This is a genomic window from Phycicoccus ginsengisoli (assembly GCF_054779295.1).
Genome location: NZ_BAAGYN010000003.1, coordinates 232,689 through 247,923, shown reverse-complemented (window position 1 = coordinate 247,923; position 15,235 = coordinate 232,689). Strand labels below are relative to the sequence as shown.

At 73.0% G+C, this 15,235-nt stretch carries 15 protein-coding genes; 3 read left to right on the top strand and 12 right to left on the bottom strand.

Annotated elements, in window-relative coordinates; translation table 11 throughout:
• Nucleotides 1–94: 94 nt before the first annotated feature.
• The 11 genes from ACYVDO_RS06285 to ACYVDO_RS06235 all read right to left on the bottom strand — a co-directional run bounded on the left by ACYVDO_RS06285 (nt 95) and on the right by ACYVDO_RS06235 (nt 10,693).
• Nucleotides 95–475 carry a nuclear transport factor 2 family protein gene (locus tag ACYVDO_RS06285; protein WP_460933864.1) on the bottom strand — a complete coding sequence of 127 codons (381 nt, stop codon included), beginning with the start codon at nt 473–475 and terminating at the stop codon, nt 95–97.
• A gap of 48 nt (nt 476–523) precedes the next feature.
• Nucleotides 524–1,438, bottom strand: coding sequence for an alpha/beta fold hydrolase (locus ACYVDO_RS06280; RefSeq protein ID WP_460933862.1), 915 nt, complete (start codon nt 1,436–1,438; stop codon nt 524–526).
• A 25-nt stretch (nt 1,439–1,463) separates the two neighbouring features.
• Nucleotides 1,464–1,859: a phage holin family protein gene (locus ACYVDO_RS06275; RefSeq protein ID WP_460933860.1), complete on the bottom strand. Its 396-nt coding sequence runs from the start codon at nt 1,857–1,859 to the stop codon at nt 1,464–1,466.
• A 46-nt stretch (nt 1,860–1,905) separates the two neighbouring features.
• The gene (gene nhaA, locus ACYVDO_RS06270; protein ID WP_460933858.1) at nt 1,906–3,249 is read right to left on the bottom strand and encodes a Na+/H+ antiporter NhaA; all 1,344 of its coding nucleotides are present in this window, start codon (nt 3,247–3,249) and stop codon (nt 1,906–1,908) included.
• A 69-nt stretch (nt 3,250–3,318) separates the two neighbouring features.
• Nucleotides 3,319–3,867 (bottom strand): NADPH-dependent FMN reductase, encoded by a 549-nt coding sequence (locus tag ACYVDO_RS06265; RefSeq protein ID WP_460933856.1) that lies wholly within the window; start codon nt 3,865–3,867, stop codon nt 3,319–3,321.
• Between the two features lie 22 nt (nt 3,868–3,889).
• Complete coding sequence (locus tag ACYVDO_RS06260) at nt 3,890–4,312, bottom strand: acyl-CoA thioesterase (protein WP_460933854.1); 423 nt, start codon at nt 4,310–4,312, stop codon at nt 3,890–3,892.
• On the bottom strand, nt 4,309–6,729 hold the full coding sequence (locus ACYVDO_RS06255; RefSeq protein ID WP_460933852.1) for a bifunctional salicylyl-CoA 5-hydroxylase/oxidoreductase: 2,421 nt from the start codon (nt 6,727–6,729) through the stop codon (nt 4,309–4,311). The genes ACYVDO_RS06260 and ACYVDO_RS06255 overlap by 4 nt, the downstream gene beginning before the upstream one ends.
• A complete protein-coding gene (locus ACYVDO_RS06250) occupies nt 6,726–8,405 on the bottom strand; it encodes an AMP-binding protein (RefSeq protein ID WP_460933850.1) in 1,680 nt (559 codons plus the stop codon). The genes ACYVDO_RS06255 and ACYVDO_RS06250 overlap by 4 nt, the downstream gene beginning before the upstream one ends.
• Nucleotides 8,405–9,367 (bottom strand): acyl-CoA thioesterase, encoded by a 963-nt coding sequence (locus ACYVDO_RS06245; protein ID WP_460933848.1) that lies wholly within the window; start codon nt 9,365–9,367, stop codon nt 8,405–8,407. Before ACYVDO_RS06245 ends, ACYVDO_RS06250 begins: the two co-directional genes overlap by 1 nt.
• Entirely contained in the window at nt 9,364–9,849 is a 486-nt protein-coding gene (locus ACYVDO_RS06240) for a cupin domain-containing protein (RefSeq protein ID WP_460933846.1), read from the bottom strand. The genes ACYVDO_RS06245 and ACYVDO_RS06240 overlap by 4 nt, the downstream gene beginning before the upstream one ends.
• A gap of 31 nt (nt 9,850–9,880) precedes the next feature.
• Nucleotides 9,881–10,693 (bottom strand): fumarylacetoacetate hydrolase family protein, encoded by an 813-nt coding sequence (locus ACYVDO_RS06235; RefSeq protein ID WP_460933844.1) that lies wholly within the window; start codon nt 10,691–10,693, stop codon nt 9,881–9,883.
• A gap of 174 nt (nt 10,694–10,867) precedes the next feature.
• Here ACYVDO_RS06235 and ACYVDO_RS06230 point away from each other — a divergent pair, with 174 nt between their 5' ends.
• Nucleotides 10,868–11,299: a RidA family protein gene (locus ACYVDO_RS06230; RefSeq protein ID WP_460933842.1), complete on the top strand. Its 432-nt coding sequence runs from the start codon at nt 10,868–10,870 to the stop codon at nt 11,297–11,299.
• Here the strand turns inward: ACYVDO_RS06230 and ACYVDO_RS06225 are convergent.
• Nucleotides 11,265–12,164, bottom strand: coding sequence for a PaaX family transcriptional regulator (locus ACYVDO_RS06225; protein WP_460933840.1), 900 nt, complete (start codon nt 12,162–12,164; stop codon nt 11,265–11,267). The genes ACYVDO_RS06230 and ACYVDO_RS06225 overlap by 35 nt on opposite strands.
• Nucleotides 12,165–12,336: 172 nt before the next feature.
• Here ACYVDO_RS06225 and ACYVDO_RS06220 point away from each other — a divergent pair, with 172 nt between their 5' ends.
• Both ACYVDO_RS06220 and ACYVDO_RS06215 read left to right on the top strand, forming a co-directional pair.
• The gene (locus ACYVDO_RS06220) at nt 12,337–13,731 is read left to right on the top strand and encodes a malic enzyme-like NAD(P)-binding protein (RefSeq protein WP_460933838.1); all 1,395 of its coding nucleotides are present in this window, start codon (nt 12,337–12,339) and stop codon (nt 13,729–13,731) included.
• Nucleotides 13,732–13,734: 3 nt separating this feature from the next.
• The gene (locus ACYVDO_RS06215; RefSeq protein ID WP_460933836.1) at nt 13,735–14,991 is read left to right on the top strand and encodes a DUF6986 family protein; all 1,257 of its coding nucleotides are present in this window, start codon (nt 13,735–13,737) and stop codon (nt 14,989–14,991) included.
• The last annotated feature ends 244 nt before the right edge of the window (nt 14,992–15,235 follow it).

The following is a 15,235-nucleotide window of genomic DNA, read 5'->3' as shown; positions in this document are numbered from 1 at the left end:
GCCGCCCCGGAGACCGGGCCCGGGCCGGCGGTCAGTCCGGTCCCGCCAGTCACGCCAGTCGGCCCAGTCAGGTCAGTCACGCCGGGCGGGCCGGTCACGCCTGCGGCTGGGCCGTCTGCTGGTAGAGGGCCAGCCGCCACCGGTCCGCCTCACGGCGGTACACGCTGCACATTGCCGCGACGAACGGTGCGGGTGCCCCGTCGCGGTGGGCGCGACCGGTGTAGACCAGGGCTCGCGCGTCCGGTCCCAGCGGCAGGCTGCGCAGGTCCGCGATGGCGTAGGACGACCACGGCGGCGCGCCCGCCAGCGAGGCTGCGACGCCGTCACGGTCCAGGACGGACCCGTCCACGAGCACCATGAGGCCGTCGTTCGTCATGAGGTCGGCGTAGAACCGGTCCCCGGTGCCTGCACACAGGGCGTCCCACCCTGCGCGCTCGAGCGTGACCAGCTCCTGCGTGACGTCGTCGGGCTCCATGCCCCTCGACCCTAGGCCGGACCAGGCCGCCTCACCAGGCCGGTCGTCCTATGCCGGAAGCTCCCCGAGCCAGGAGACGAGGCGGTCGTTGACCCGGTCGGGGTCCTCCTCGGGCAGGAAGTGGCCTGCGCGGGGGATCAGGTGTCGCTCGAACCGGCCCTCGCAGTACGCCTGGGAGCCGCCGGCCGACGAGGGCAGGACGGCCCGGTCGTGCTCACCGTGGAGCTGCAGCACGGGGACCCGGATCGGGGTGCGCATCCGGGCCGCGAACCGCCAGCCGTCGGGCCGCAGCTGGCTGCGGACCACCCAGCGGTAGTACTCGGCGGCGGAGTGGGCGACGAACGGCAGCGCCATCGCGTCGGAGTAGAGCCGGGCCTCTTCGGGGGAGGGCCAGATCCCCTCGGGGCTCGCCCACTCGCGCAGCAGTCGCTGGACGTACCCGCCGTGGACGGTCATCTGCCGCTCGGGGACGAATGGCCGCTGCAGTCCCCCGAGGTAGGCGTTGGCACGCAGCTGCCCTGCATGCGTGAACGAGGCCTTGCGGAACACCAACGGGTGCGGCATCGACAGCGACGCCACCGCCCGGGTCACGGTCGGCTGCAGCGTCGGCATGCTCCACGCGATCCACCCGCCCCACCCGTGGCCGATGACGACTGCCGACGAGGCGCCAAGCGACCGCAGCACGCTCGCGACGTCGGTGGCCGAGGTGTGGGTGTCGTAACCGCGCGGCGGCTTGTCGGAGGCGCCGTAGCCGCGCAGGTCCATGGAGCACGCGCGGTAGCCGGCCTCCGCCAGTGCGACCATCTGGTGCCGCCAGGCCCACCAGAACTGCGGGAACCCGTGCAGCAGGAGGACGGTCGGGCCCTCGCCGAGCTCCGCCACGTGGAAGCGGGCGCCGTTGGCGGCGACGAACCGGTGCTCCCACGGACCGTCGACGAGAGCCAGGGATGCGTCGAGGCTCATGTCACGCGGTGTGGGGCGAGGGGGCTCAGGACGCGCCCTTGATGGCGTCGATCGTCTGCTCGGCGTTCTTGATGGTGCGCTCCGGCTTGCCCTTCATCCGCTTGAGCTGCGACCGGCCGACGAGGGCCAGCACGCCGGCGATCGCGAACAGCAGCGCGGTGGTGATGAGGTACGCGGCCCACTCCGGCAGCCAGATGTCGAGCACGGCGACGACCGTGTGGAACAGGAAGATCAGCCCGAGGAGGCCGACGAACGCGGCACCCGCGAACATCCCTGCCCCGGTCCCGGCCTTCTTCACGTCGGCGGTGATCTCTGCCTTCGCCAACGCGATCTCGTTGCGGACGATGGTCGAGACGTCGTGGGTGGCGTCGGCCACGAGCTGTCCGATGGTGCGTTCGGGCGTGCCCTGCGGGGAGGTCATGCGGCTTCACCTGCGCTTTCGTCCGGTCGGGTGGGCCAGGTCCACCCTAGCCGCGGGCGGTCGGCTCCACACCCGGCGCCGCCTGGTAGCAGTCCGGGATGCCGTCGCCGTCCGCGTCCCGCGTCTCGAGCTCGGCGACCCTGCGGTAGACCCGGTTCCGCGCCCGCAGCACGATCGTCGCCAGGCACGCCGACACCAGCGACCCGACCAGGACAGCGAGCTTGACGTGCTCGTCGCGCGGGCTGCCGGCCCCGAACGCCAGCTCGCCCACGAGGAGCGAGACGGTGAACCCGATCCCGGCCAGCAGGGACAGCCCCACGACGTCCCACCAGGCGAGGTCCTCGTCGAGCTCGGCGCGGGTGAAGCGGGCGAAGGCCCATGTGCCGCCGAGCACCCCGACGAGCTTGCCCACGACGAGGCCGAGGGCCACGCCGATCGCCGCCGCGTCGGTCGCGGTGGCCCCGAGGCCGCCGCCCACGACCCGCACCCCGGCCGCAAAGAAGGCGAAGACGGGCACCGCCACCCCGGCCGACAGAGGTCGCAGCCGGTGCTCGAACCGCTCGGCGACGTCGACGTCCGGGGCCAGGGTGCTCAGCCGCTGCGGCACCCGGGCGCGCGGCCGGACCGGCACCGACAGCCCGAGGAGCACCCCGGCCACCGTCGCGTGGATGCCGGACTGGTGCACCAGCGCCCACGTCGCGACGGCCAGGGGCACGAGCAGCCACCAGCGCGCGACCCGTCGCTGCACCAGCCAGGCGAAGGCGACGAGCGGGACGAGCGCCAGGCCGAGCGCCCGCAGGTCGAGGGAGTCGGTGTAGAAGAGCGCGATGATCGTGATGGCGACCAGGTCGTCGACCACCGCCAGCGTGAGCAGGAACGAGCGCAGCGCCGACGGCAGGTGGGTCCCGATCACCGCCAGCACCGCCAGGGCGAAGGCGATGTCCGTCGCCGTCGGCACGGCCCAGCCGCGCAGGACGTCGCCCCCCGCGCCCAGGACGGTGACGCTCCCGGCATACACCAGGGCGGGCAGCGCCACCCCGCACAGGGCGGCGGCGACGGGCAGCGCGGCGCGCGCAGGTTCGCGCAGCTCGCCGACGAGGAACTCGCGCTTGAGCTCGAGCCCGGCGACGAAGAAGAAGAGCGCCAGCAGCCCGTCGGCGGCCCACTGGCCGACGGTGAGGTCCAGGTGCAGGGCGTGCGGGCCGACCGTCGTGTCGCGCAGCCCGGCGTATGCCGTGTGCCACGGTGAGTTGGCCCAGGCCAGGGCCGCGACCGCGGCCAGGAGCAGGAGCGCCCCGCCGACGGTCTCGGTGCGCAGGGCCGAGGCCACCCGCTGGGCCTCGGACCAGCTGGACCGGGCGAAGAGGCGGGGCTTGGTGGTCAGGCTCACGAGGGGCCTTTCAGGGGAGGCAGCACGAAGGACGTGTCGACCAGACTTCCCGACGCACCGAGGACGATCCTATCGGTCGAGCGGGACGCGCGCCGCGTCGCGCAGCCCGTCGAACATGGTCGCCAGCGCGGCCTCCTCCTGCGGCCCGGCACTGACGACACCGTCGAGCGTGAGGGTGTGCTCGAAGGACAGACCTGGCCCGTCGACGACGACCATCTTCACCCGCTCGAGGGTCTGCCGCAGGGCTGACCTCGCGTACGACGCCCCGTGCCAGCCGTACCCGACACACGCGACGGGCAGGCCCTCCCACTCGGCGTAGAGGTAGTCGATCGCGTTCTTCAGGGCCGCGTTGTAGCCGCGGTTGTACTCGGGCATGACGAGGACGAGGGCGTCGGTCGCCGTCATGGCAGCCGACCACCGGCGGGTGTGCTCGTGGGCGTAGTCGCCGTCGGCCGGCTGTCCCGGCTCGTCGAGGAACGGCAGGTCGAGCTCGCGCAGGTCGTGCACGGTGACCTCGAGGTCGTCAGGGACGTGGGCGAGGACCCAGTCGGCGACGTGGTGGCCGATGCGGGTCGGCCGGGTGCTGGCGATGACGACGGACAGGCGGGGACGACCCATGCGGGCAGCCTAGGTGGGACCGTCAGCCGGCGGTGAGGCGCTCCACCCAGGCCGTGGGCCACGGCGTGCTGCGGGCGGGTCCCGGGCCGCTGCGGTCGAGGTGGACGGTGACGTACCGCCCCCGCGCGGCCCGGACCCGCCCCGACCCCTCGAACGGCTCCCCCCAGACCTCGAACTCGAACGTCATCGACGCCGTGCCGAGGGCGGCCACGGCCACGGTCGTCGTGACCTCCTGGCCGAAGTAGAGGGGCGCCTCGAAGTCCGCCTCGAACCGCACCCGCGGCGCGACCGGGAAGTAGCCGTCCAGGCCGCGCTCGCGGACGAGCGCGGCCTCGACGGACTCGACCAGCCGCGTCACGGTGCTGTTGTGGTAGATCCCGGCCGCGTCGGTGTCGACCCACTCGATCCGGGAGCGCAGGGTCGCGCTCGTGATGGGCTCGGTCACGCCGACACGGTCTCCGGCGCCCAGGGTGCGTCCTCGGCCAGGCCGGGGCGCCAGCGCAGGTGGACCTCGCCCTGCTCGCCGTCGCGCAGCAGCGCGAGCCGGGGCGGGACACGGTCGGTGCGCGCGGTCGGCGGACGCCGGCGCCCTGCCTTCCAGGGGTCGGGCCACTCGGCGGCCGGCCCGGCATACTCCTGCTCGGCGGCGGCGTGCAGCGTCCACTGCGGGTCGTACAGGTGCGTGCGCCCGAGCGCGCACAGGTCGGCACGACCGGCGAGCAGGATCGAGTTCACGTCGTCGTAGGAGGAGATCGCGCCGACGGCGATGACGGCCACGCCCGCGGGCCGCGCCACCTCGTGGCGGATCCGGTCGGCGAACGGCGTCTGGTACGACCGGCCGAACGCGGGCTTCTCGTCCTGGGTGACCTGGCCCGAGGAGACGTCGATGGCCGCGGCACCGTGCTCGATGAAGGCCCGGGCGATCTCGACGGCGTCGTGCTCGGTGTTGCCGTCGGGCACCCAGTCGGTCGCGGAGATCCGCACGGTGACGGGCACCGCCTCGGGCACGACCTCGCGCACCGCGTCGAAGACCTCGAGCGGGAAGCGCAGCCGGTTCTGCAGCGACCCGCCGTACTCGTCGGTGCGCACGTTGGAGATCGGCGACAGGAACGAGGAGAGCAGGTAGCCGTGGGCGGCGTGCACCTCGACGAGGTCGAAGCCGGCCTCGACGCCCCGGCGCGCGGCGTCGCGGAAGTCGGCGACGACGCGGTCCATGTCGGCCCGGCTCATCTCCCGCGGCACGTGCGTGGCCCGGCCGTAGGGCAGCGCCGAGGGGGCGACGACCTCCCAGTTGTCCTGCGGCAGCGGCTCGTCCATGCCCTCCCACATCAGCTTCGTCGAACCCTTGCGGCCGGAGTGGCCGAGCTGGAGCCCGATCTTCGCCGTGCTGCGCTCGTGCACGAACCGGGTGATCCGCCCCCAGGCGTCGCGCTGCTCGTCGGTCCACAGGCCTGGGCAGCCGAGCGTGATCCGGCCCTCGGGCGAGACGCAGGTCATCTCCGACATGACGAGCCCGGCGCCCCCGAGGGCCTTGGAGCCCAGGTGGACGAGGTGGAACTCGCCGGGGAGCCCGTCGACGGCGCTGTACATGTCCATCGGGGACAGGATCACGCGGTTCTTCAGCTCCAGCGCGCCGATCCGCACGGGCTGGAACATCGCCGGTGCCGCCTCGTCGGCGTCGGCGCCCCCGACTGCCCCGGCCACCTGGCGGGCGTAGGCCGCCTGCATCCGGGCGGCGAAGTCGGCGTCGCGCTCCTTGAGGTTCTCGAAGGTGATGCGGCGCGAGCGGGTGAGCAGGTTGAACACGAACTCGTCGTGGTCCTGGTCGGCATACATCCCGATGTTCTCGAACCACTCCAAGCTGGCCTGGGCCGCACGCTGGGTGGACTCGACGACCGGCTTGCGCTCCTCCTGGTATGCCGTGAGGGCGGCCTCGACGTCCGGGTGCTCGTGCAGGCAGGCGGCCAGTGCCAGGGCGTCCTCCATCGCCAGCTTGGTGCCCGAGCCGATCGAGAAGTGCGCGGTGTGGGCGGCGTCGCCGAGCAGCACGACGTTGCCGTGGTGCCACGACTCGTTGCGCACGGTCGTGAAGCTGAGCCACTTGGAGTTGTTCGTCAGGATCCGGTGGCCCTGCAGGTCGTCGGCGAAGATCTCCGCGACCCGCTGCACGGCGTACTCGTCGGACACCCCGGGCGGGAACACCTCGTGCTCCGTGCGGTCGAATCCCGCTGCGCGCCAGACGTCCTCGTGCATCTCGACGATGAAGGTCGAGCCCTGGTCGGAGTAGGGGTACCCGTGGATCTGCATCGTGCCGAACTCGGTGTTGCGCACGACGAACTGGAACGCCTCGAAGACCAGGTCGGTGCCGAACCAGATGTACTTGTTGTGCCGGCGGTCGAGGCTGGGACCGAAGGCGTCGGCATACCGGGTGCGCACCTGGGAGTTGAGGCCGTCGGAGGCGACGACGAGGTCGTAGGTGGCGCGCAGCTCGTCGGCGTCGGGCGCCTCGGTGCGGTAGTGCACGACCACCCCGAGCTCGGCGGCGCGGGCCTGGAGCAGCCGCAGCAGCTCCTTGCGGCTCATGGCCGCGAAGCCCTGGCCGCCGATGGTCGACGAGCGGCCGTCGACGCTGACGTCGATGTCGGTCCAGCGGGCGAACTGCCGCTCCATGGCGGTGTGGATCGTGGTGTCCGCGTTCTCGATCCCGCCGAGGGTCTCGTCGGAGAAGACGACGCCGAAGCCGAAGGTGTCGTCGGGGGCGTTGCGCTCCCAGACGGTGACATCGTGGGCCGGGTCGAGCTGCTTCATCAGCGCGGCGAGGTAGAGGCCCCCGGGGCCTCCACCGACGATGGCGATCCTCATGACGACTCCTTCTGGGCCTGGGCGTGGAGGGCCTGCTCGCGCAGCTTGAAGTGCTGGAGCTTGCCGCTGGTGTTGCGGGGGAGCCGGTCGACGAAGCGGACCCGGCGGGGGTACTTGTAGGGGGCGAGGGTGGCCTTGACGTGGTCCTGGATCTCGCGGACCTTGGCGTCGTCGCCGACGACGCCCTCGCGCAGCACGACGAAGGCGCTGACGACCGAGCCGCGGTCGGCGTCCGGCTCGCCGACCACCCCCACCTCGACGACGTCGGGGTGGGCGTCGATCGCCGCCTCCACCTCGGGGGCGCCGATGTTGTAGCCGGAGGAGACGATCATGCTGTCGGTGCGGGCGCGGTAGAAGAAGTAGCCCTCCTCGTCCTGCACGAACGTGTCGCCGGTGACGTTCCACCCGTCCACGACGTAGCCGAGCTGGCGCTCGTCGTCGAGGTACCGGCAGCCGACCGGGCCGATGACGGCCAGTCGTCCCTCGGTGCCGGGCGGCACGGGCCGGTCGTCCGGGCCGAGGACGGTGGCGCGGTAGCCGGGGACCGGCTTCCCGGTGCTGCCGGGTCGGATGTCGTCGCCGGCCGCGGAGATGAAGATGTGCAGCATCTCGGTGGCGCCGATCCCGTCGATGACCTGCAGGCCCAGCTCGTCGCGGATCGCCTCCCAGACGTCCTGGGCGATGTGCTCGCCGGCGCTGACGGCGCTGCGCAGCCCACGGAGCCGCCCGAGGTTGCCGCTCTTGATGACCTGCTTGTACGCCGTGGGCGCGGTGGCGAGGACGGTCACCCCGTGCTGCTCGACGATCTCGGCGAGCTGGACGGGCGTCGCCGACTCGGTGAGCAGCGCGCACGCACCTGCCCGGAGCGGGAAGACGACGAGCATGCCCAGGCCGAAGGTGAAGGCGAACGGCGCGGTGCAGGCGACGACGTCGTCGGGCGCCAGGCGCAGGAGGTGGCGCCCGAAGGTGTTGTCGATCGACAGGATGTCGCGGTGGAAGTGCGTGGTGACCTTGGGGACGCCGGTGCTGCCCGACGTCGGGCCGAAGAGCGCGACGTCGTCGGCCGCGGTGTCCGCGGCGGTGAACTCCCCGGACTTCCCCGCCGCGCGGCGGGTCAGGTCGTCGTCGGAGTCGCCGTCGAAGGGGACCACGACGAGGTCGGGGGCGACGGTGTCGCGCACGGTCACGACGTCCTCGGTGAAGCGGTGGTCGACGAGGGCGATGGTGGGGCGCGTCTTCTCGACGACCGGCCCGAGCTCGCGGGCGCGCAGGGCGGCCATGGTCGTCACGACGACGCCACCGGCCTTGAGGGTGCCCAGCCAGGCGGCGACGGTCCACGGCGTGTTCGGCGAGCGCAGCAGGACCCGGTTGCCGGGCACGAGGCCGAGGTCCTCGGTGAGGACGGCGGCGACCTGGTTGGTGCGGGTCAGCAGCTCGCCGTAGGTCCACACCGTGCCGTCGGGGGTGCGCAGCGCCGGGCGGTCCGGCCCGTGGGTACGGATCGTCTCGTCGAGCAGCTCGACCGCCGCGTTGAGCCGCTCGGGGTACTGCAGCTCGGGGGTCGTGAACTCCAGCACCGGCCACTGCTCGGCCGGCGGCAGGTGGTCGCGGGCGAAGGTGTCGACGTGGCCGCTCGGCGACAGGTCGGGTCGGGGACGGGCGGGGGTGGACGACATCACGAACCTCCGGAGCTGGTGCGGATCATGCCTTCCTGGACGACGGTCGCGAGGTGCACGCCGTCGGGGGTGAAGAACCGGCCGAGGCCGACGCCACGCCCGGTGTCGGCGGCGAGGGCCTCCTGCGCGTAGAGCAGCCAGCCGTCGAGCACCCCCGCCCGCGGGGCGCGGTGGAACCACATCGCGTGGTCGAGGCTCGCGGTGACCAGTCCCGGCTGTGCCCACGGCACGCCGAGCACCCGCAGGACCGGCTCGAGGATCGTGTAGTCGCAGACGTAGGCCAGGGCCGCCAGGTCGCGCTGGGCGTCGCTGAGCCCGTCGACCGGCCGCAGCGCGTCGAACGGCCGGACCCACACCGCCTGCTGGGGCGAGCGGTCGCCGTCCACCTCGACGTAGACCGGCCCGGGCACGTGCCGCATGTCGAAGCTGCGGCCGCCGGACCAGTAGTCCTTGGACTGCGCCGTCATCGTCGAGTCCCCGCCGGGCGGCACGTCCTGCAGGTATGCCGCGGAGCTCGGCAGCGCGTCGGGTGCCGGCACCGCGGAGGGCGCCGCCGCGGCATACCGGCCCCCGTCGTCGCCGGTGGCGAAGCTGGCGAGGCAGGCGTAGGCGGCCTTGTCGTTCTGGAAGGCACGCACCTGCCTCGTCGCGTAGCCGCGCCCGTCGCGGAGCACCTCGACCTCGTAGGTCACGGGCGCGCCGATGTCGACCGGCCGCATGAAGTAGCTGTGCATCGAGTGCATGGTCTTGCCGTCGGTGACCGTGCGCATCGCCGCGGCGGCGGCCTGGGCGACCATGTCGCCGCCGTAGGCCTTGGGCCACGGGCAGGGCTGCGTGGTGGCGGTGAAGGCGACGTCGAAGTGGTGCGGCTCGGCCGGGGTGAGCTCGAGGGCCCTGGCCAGGACCTCGGACGTCGGGCGCTGCTGCGCCACGTCCGTGGACGAGGCCTGCTCGGCACTCAAGGGCGGTCCGCCCAGTTGCGCAGTGCCGAGTCGTCGACCTGCGGGAGGTTGACGACGATGTTCTCGGGCGTGCGGGTCGTCATCCAGGTCAGCGGGTTGTTGCGGTCGAGGTTGCACTCGACGTGCGGCATGAACGGCGGGACGAAGACCCAGTCGCCCTCCTGCATGTCGAGGTAGTCCTCGAACCGCTCGCCGAAGTAGATGCGGGCGCGGCCGGAGAGCACGTAGCCGCCGGTCTCCGCCTCACCGTGGTGGTGCGGCACCGAGCGGTAGCCCGCCTCGTTGCTCACCTTGCCGAACCACAGGCGCGTGGCCGGGGTGTGCTGGATGCTCACGCCGGAGACCCGGCTGGCGCCGGCGGACTGGCCGGTGTCGCCGACCTCGGACCCGCCACGGGTCACGACGGGGACGACGAGTCCGTTCTCGTTCGCCCAGGGGGAGGGGTCGCCCTCGAGCTGGTACTTGCTGAAGTCGGGTTCCACGGGGGGCTCCTTGGGTGGGGGTCTGTTCGGTTCAGGTGAGGCGGATGGTGTTGCGCAGCAGGCCGATTCCCTCGACCTCGGTCTCGAGGACCTCGCCGTCGGCGAGGAAGCGCTTCGGGTCCCGGGCGGTGCCGACACCCCCCGGGGTGCCGGTGAGGACGAGGTCGCCCGGGCGCAGGACGGTGAAGGTCGAGATGTAGGCCAGCAGGTCGGCGGAGTCGAAGACGAGCGTGCGCGTGCTGTCGCGCTGCACCTCCTCGCCGTCGATGCGGCAGGTGACGGTGAGGCCGGCCGCGGGGTCGACCTCGTCGGGCGTGACGACGACGGGGCCGGTCGGGGTCGAGCGGTCCCAGGCCTTGCCCTGGAACCACTGCAGCGTGCGGTACTGCCAGTCGCGGACCGAGACGTCGTTGGCGACGGTGTACCCGGCGATGGCGGTGGACGCGGTCGCCCGGTCGGCCCCCCGGATCTCGGCGCCGACGACGACGGCGAGCTCGGCCTCCCAGTCGACGTCCACGTCGGCGGGCAGGCGGACCTCGTCCGTCGGTCCGACGAGGGTGTCGGCGTACTTGGCGAAGAGGGTGGGGTGCGTCGGCAGGTCCCGACCGGTCTCGCGGATGTGCTCGCCGTAGTTGAGGCCGCAGCAGATGACCTTGCCCGGTCGGGGCAGCGGGGCCAGCAGCTCCACGTCCTCGAGCAGGTCGCCGAGCGGCGCGCTCGCCTCGAGCCTGCCGCCGGCGGCGAGGTGGGCCGAGAGGTCGGGGGCGGGCAGCGCCCGCCAGCCGCCCGGCGTCAGGGCGGCGGCGGTCGTCGTGCCGCGCGAGGCGACGGTGCCGAACTGCATATAGCGAGATTTTCACGATCGTCGCCAAACGTCAATAGGTGGGCTAGTCTCGACCTCGCCGGAGAGCCGAGCAAGCGGCCCCTCCGGTGCCCACGCCCCCGACCCGAGCGACCAGCGCCCAGCGCCCAGCGCCCGGCGCCGAGGCCGACCGACCCGACCGACCCTGGAGGACCCATGCCAGCCCACCCCCTCACCCCCGTGCCCGTGAACCCGGCGTCACTGCCAACACCGAGCGGTTACTCCCACGGCACACTCGCCGGCAACACGCTCCACCTCGGCGGCCAGACCGCGCTCGACGCGGACATGCGGATCGTGCCGGGCGGCATCGTCGAGCAGTTCCGGCAGGCGTTCTCCAACGTGCTGGCGACCCTGGCCGAGGCCGGCGGCGTGCCGGAGGACCTCGTGAGCCTCACGATCTACCTCACCGACATCCCCGACTACCAGGCCCACGGCCGGGAGATCGGGCGGGTGTGGCGCGAGCTGGCCGGGCCGGTCTACCCGGCGATGGCCGGCATCGGCACGACCGGGCTGTGGCAGCCCGAGGCCATGATCGAGATACTGGGCGTCGCGGTCATCCCGGACGAGCGGTTGCGGCCTGCGCCGTGACGAAGTCGTGGGCGGGGCCGGCGAGGGTGCGGTGCAGGGTGAAGAAGGTCTCCGCCGCCCGGGTGCCGGACCAGCCCTCGGGCAGCAGGTCGGTCGGCAGGCCGGGGTCGAGGTAGGGCAGCCGTCGCCAGGCGGTCAGGGCCCGGAGGTGGTCCGCGAACGCCTCCGGGCCGGCGGGCGCACCGGCGTCGGAGGGCGCACCGGCGGACGGTGCACCCGCGGACCGGGATGCGGCCTGCCAGCGGCGCAGGGCCGGCTCGTGGGCGTCCAGGAACTCGTCGTAGAGCTGCTCGAGCGTGTCGAGGTCCCACCACTGGGAGACCTTGTCCGCCGGGTCCCCGAACGCGAGGTACTCGGCGCGGAACAGGTCGACGTAGGCCTCGAGCCCCTCGGCCAGCAGGGCCTCGCGGGTGTCCTGCGCGAGGTGGCCCGGGGCGATCCAGACCCCGGACGCCACCGTGCCGAAGCCGAGCCACGACAGTCGCGCCCGCAGCGTGTGGCGGCGCTGCCGCTCGCTCTCGGGCACCGAGAAGACGACGACCACCCAGTCCCGCTCGCTCTCGGGGCGGGGGGCGAAGATCCGGCGGTCGCCGAGCTCGAGCACCTGCCCGGCATACCTGGACAGGGCGTAGCCGGCGACGCCGTCCCGGCGCTCGCTCTCGACGATGCCCCGCCGCTTGAGGCGCGTCAGCGCCGAGCGGACCGCCTGCTCGTCGACGCCGGCGGCCGCCATGAGCCGGATCAGGCCGCTGACGCTGATCCAGCCGCCGAGCTCGCGGACGTACAGGCCGAGCAGGGTGACGATGAGGGCCCGGGGCGGTTGCGGGCCGCGGTCGGCGCCACCGTCGAGGTCGGTCGTCGTCACGGGGGCACAGTAGCCGCAGGCGCCCGGCCCATGCCGGTGCGGCCGCGTGTGAGGGGCGGTCGCGACAGGCCGGTCGCCGGGCGTGGACGAGGGTTGTCGGCGCCCACCGGGAGGCTCTAGTCTTCCGACAGACAGAAGCTCGAATCCGTATCGTGGAAGAACGAGGCCCCTGATGCCTGCACCCAGCCCCGGATACTCCATCACCGTGCGCGTCGAGGCGCCCGCCGCGATCGACACCACGGGGGTCGTGGCCGCGGCGGTCGCGGAGGCCGGCGGTGCGCTCACCGCCCTCGACGTCGTGGAGTCCCGGGGCAAGAGCCTGGTCGTCGACATCACGTGCAACGCCTCGGACGCCGACCACGCCGACCGGATCACCGCGCAGATCGCCGCCGTTCCCGGGGTGAAGGTCCGCAAGGTCAGCGACCGCACCTTCCTCCTGCACCTGGGCGGCAAGCTCGAGGTCGTCCCCAAGGTGCCGCTGAAGCACCGCGACGACCTGTCCCGCGCGTACACGCCGGGTGTCGCCCGGGTCTGCCTCGCCATCGCCGAGAACCCCGACGACGCGCGCCGGCTCACCATCAAGCGCAACACCGTCGCGGTCGTCACCGACGGGTCGGCGGTGCTGGGGCTGGGCAACATCGGCCCGGCCGCCGCGCTGCCCGTGATGGAGGGGAAGGCCGCGCTCTTCAAGCAGTTCGCCGGGGTGGACGCGTGGCCGGTCTGCCTGGACACCCAGGACACCGAGGAGATCATCCGGACGGTCAAGGCGATCGCTCCCGTCTACGGCGGTGTGAACCTCGAGGACATCTCGGCGCCCCGCTGCTTCGAGATCGAGTCGCGCCTGCGCGACGAGCTCGACATCCCCGTCTTCCACGACGACCAGCACGGCACCGCGATCGTGGTCCTCGCAGCCCTCACCAACGCCCTGCGCGTGGTGGGCAAGACGGTCGAGGACGTGCGCATCGTCGTCTCCGGTGTGGGGGCCGCGGGCCACGCGATCGTGCGCCTCCTGGACGCCCAGGGCGCGCGCGACATCGTCGGCTGCGACCGGCACGGGGCGCTCGACCCGGACGCGCAGCACACCGACGAGTTCCGCGGCTGGATCGCCCGGAACACCAACCCCCGCAAGGTGCGTGGCACCCTCAAGGAGGTGCTGGCCGGTGCCGACGTCTTCATCGGCGTCTCCGCGCCGAACCTGCTCGACGAGGACGACATCGCCGGCATGGCGGACGGCGCGATCGTCTTCGCGCTCGCCAACCCCGACCCCGAGGTGGACCCGGTCGCGGCCAGCCGGCACGCGGCCGTGGTCGCGACGGGGCGCTCGGACTACGCCAACCAGATCAACAACGTGCTCGCCTTCCCGGGGTTCTTCCGCGGGCTGCTCGACGCAGGGGTCAGCGACATCACCGACGACATGATGATCGCCGCGGCGACCGCCATCGCGGACTGTGTCCACGCAGGGGAGCTCAACGCGAGCTTCATCGTCCCCAGCGTCTTCGACCCGGAGGTGGCGCCCGCAGTCGCCGCCGCGGTCCGCCACGCCGCCGGTGTAGAGGGTAGGGCCTGAGCCATGACGTTCGACCCGACCGACCTCACCCGTGAGCTCGACGAACGCCTCGCCGGCGCGGACTCCGCTCTCGCGCAGGGCTTCCCGGGCGAGAGGCCGCAGCGCCAGCCGGTCCACACCGTCTATGTCCCCGCCAGCCGGTACGACGCCGGCCTCGTGCCGCGGTGGGGGGCCGAGGCGCTGGCCGTCCTCGACGAGCACGGCGGAGGGGCGCAGGAGTATGCCGCGCTGCTCGGCATCGGCGCCGACCTCGCCGAGGACGTGGTGCGGCGGGTGCGCGCCAAGCTGGCGGCCGAGCCGGTCGAGGACCTGCGCATCGACTTCGAGGACGGCTACGGCTCGCCGGCGGACGACGTCGAGGACGCGGCGGTCGACGCGAGTGCCGCCGCTCTCCTGGAGTCGGTGCGCGCCGGGACGGTGGCGCCGTTCCACGGGATCCGGTTCAAGAGCTTCGAGGCTCCGACGCGGGCGCGAGGGGTGCGGACCCTGGCCCGGTTCGTGGAGGCCGTCGCGGCCGACGGCTCGCTGCCGGAGGGCTTCGTGGTCACGCTGCCCAAGGTGACGTCGGTCGAACAGGTCGAGGCGATGGTCGTCGCGTGCGACCGCCTCGAGTCCGCCCTCGGACTTCCCTCGGGCGCAGTGGGTTTCGAGATCCAGGTCGAGACGCCGCAGGCGATCCTCGGGCCGGACGGCACGGCCCTGGTCGCGCGGATGGTCCATGCCTCGGCGGGTCGCTGCACCGGTCTCCACTACGGCACGTACGACTACTCGGCCTCGCTGGGCGTCGCCGCGGCATACCAGTCGATGGAGCACCCGGCCGCCGACCACGCCAAGGCGGTCATGCAGGTGGCCGCGGCCGGCACCGGCGTGCGGCTCTCGGACGGCTCGACGAACATCCTGCCCGTGGGCGACCGTGAGGCCGTGCGCTCGGCCTGGGCGCTCCACGCCCGCCTCGTGCGGCGCTCGCTGGAGCGTGGCTACTACCAGGGCTGGGACCTGCACCCGGCGCAGCTGCCGAGCCGGTACGCCGCGACCTACGCCTTCTACCGCGAGGGCCTCCCGGCAGCGGCCCTGCGGCTGCGCAACTACGTCGGCCAGGTCGACTCGGGCGTGATGGACGAGCCGGCGACGGCGCGGGCGCTCGCGGACTTCGTCGTGCGCGGGCTCGACTGCGGCGCGACGGACGACGCGGAGGTCCAGGAGCTGACCGGCGTCGACCGCGCCCGGCTGGACGTGCTCGCGAAGCGCGCGTCCGGGTAGCGAGGCCGGGGGGAGCGCCGGCACGCGGGTACGCCGGCGCCACTGCGGCCAGTGCTGGGTGCACTGTGGCTGCCGTTGGCCCACTTGGCTGGTGCCGGTTCGGCAGGGTGCCGTCGGGTCGTCGAGGCAGGTGCGGGAGGGGGCCACGACCGCCTTCCGGCTGCGGAGGGAACGCTGTTCGGCGTTGGCCTGCAACAGGATCGGGTGTGGACGAGCCTTCCCTGCTCATTCGAACAGGTGTACG

Excerpts from the sequence above, each read along its gene's own strand:
- ACYVDO_RS06285 (WP_460933864.1), bottom strand. The coding sequence starts at position 475 with ATGGAGCCCGACGACGTCACGCAGGAGCTGGTCACGCTCGAGCGCGCA.
- ACYVDO_RS06280 (WP_460933862.1), bottom strand. The coding sequence starts at position 1,438 with ATGAGCCTCGACGCATCCCTGGCTCTCGTCGACGGTCCGTGGGAGCAC.
- ACYVDO_RS06275 (WP_460933860.1), bottom strand. The coding sequence starts at position 1,859 with ATGACCTCCCCGCAGGGCACGCCCGAACGCACCATCGGACAGCTCGTG.
- ACYVDO_RS06265 (WP_460933856.1), bottom strand. The coding sequence starts at position 3,867 with ATGGGTCGTCCCCGCCTGTCCGTCGTCATCGCCAGCACCCGGCCGACC.
- ACYVDO_RS06255 (WP_460933852.1), bottom strand. The coding sequence starts at position 6,729 with ATGAGGATCGCCATCGTCGGTGGAGGCCCCGGGGGCCTCTACCTCGCC.
- ACYVDO_RS06250 (WP_460933850.1), bottom strand. The coding sequence starts at position 8,405 with ATGTCGTCCACCCCCGCCCGTCCCCGACCCGACCTGTCGCCGAGCGGC.
- ACYVDO_RS06235 (WP_460933844.1), bottom strand. The coding sequence starts at position 10,693 with ATGCAGTTCGGCACCGTCGCCTCGCGCGGCACGACGACCGCCGCCGCC.
- ACYVDO_RS06230 (WP_460933842.1), top strand. The coding sequence starts at position 10,868 with ATGCCAGCCCACCCCCTCACCCCCGTGCCCGTGAACCCGGCGTCACTG.
- ACYVDO_RS06220 (WP_460933838.1), top strand. The coding sequence starts at position 12,337 with ATGCCTGCACCCAGCCCCGGATACTCCATCACCGTGCGCGTCGAGGCG.
- ACYVDO_RS06215 (WP_460933836.1), top strand. The coding sequence starts at position 13,735 with ATGACGTTCGACCCGACCGACCTCACCCGTGAGCTCGACGAACGCCTC.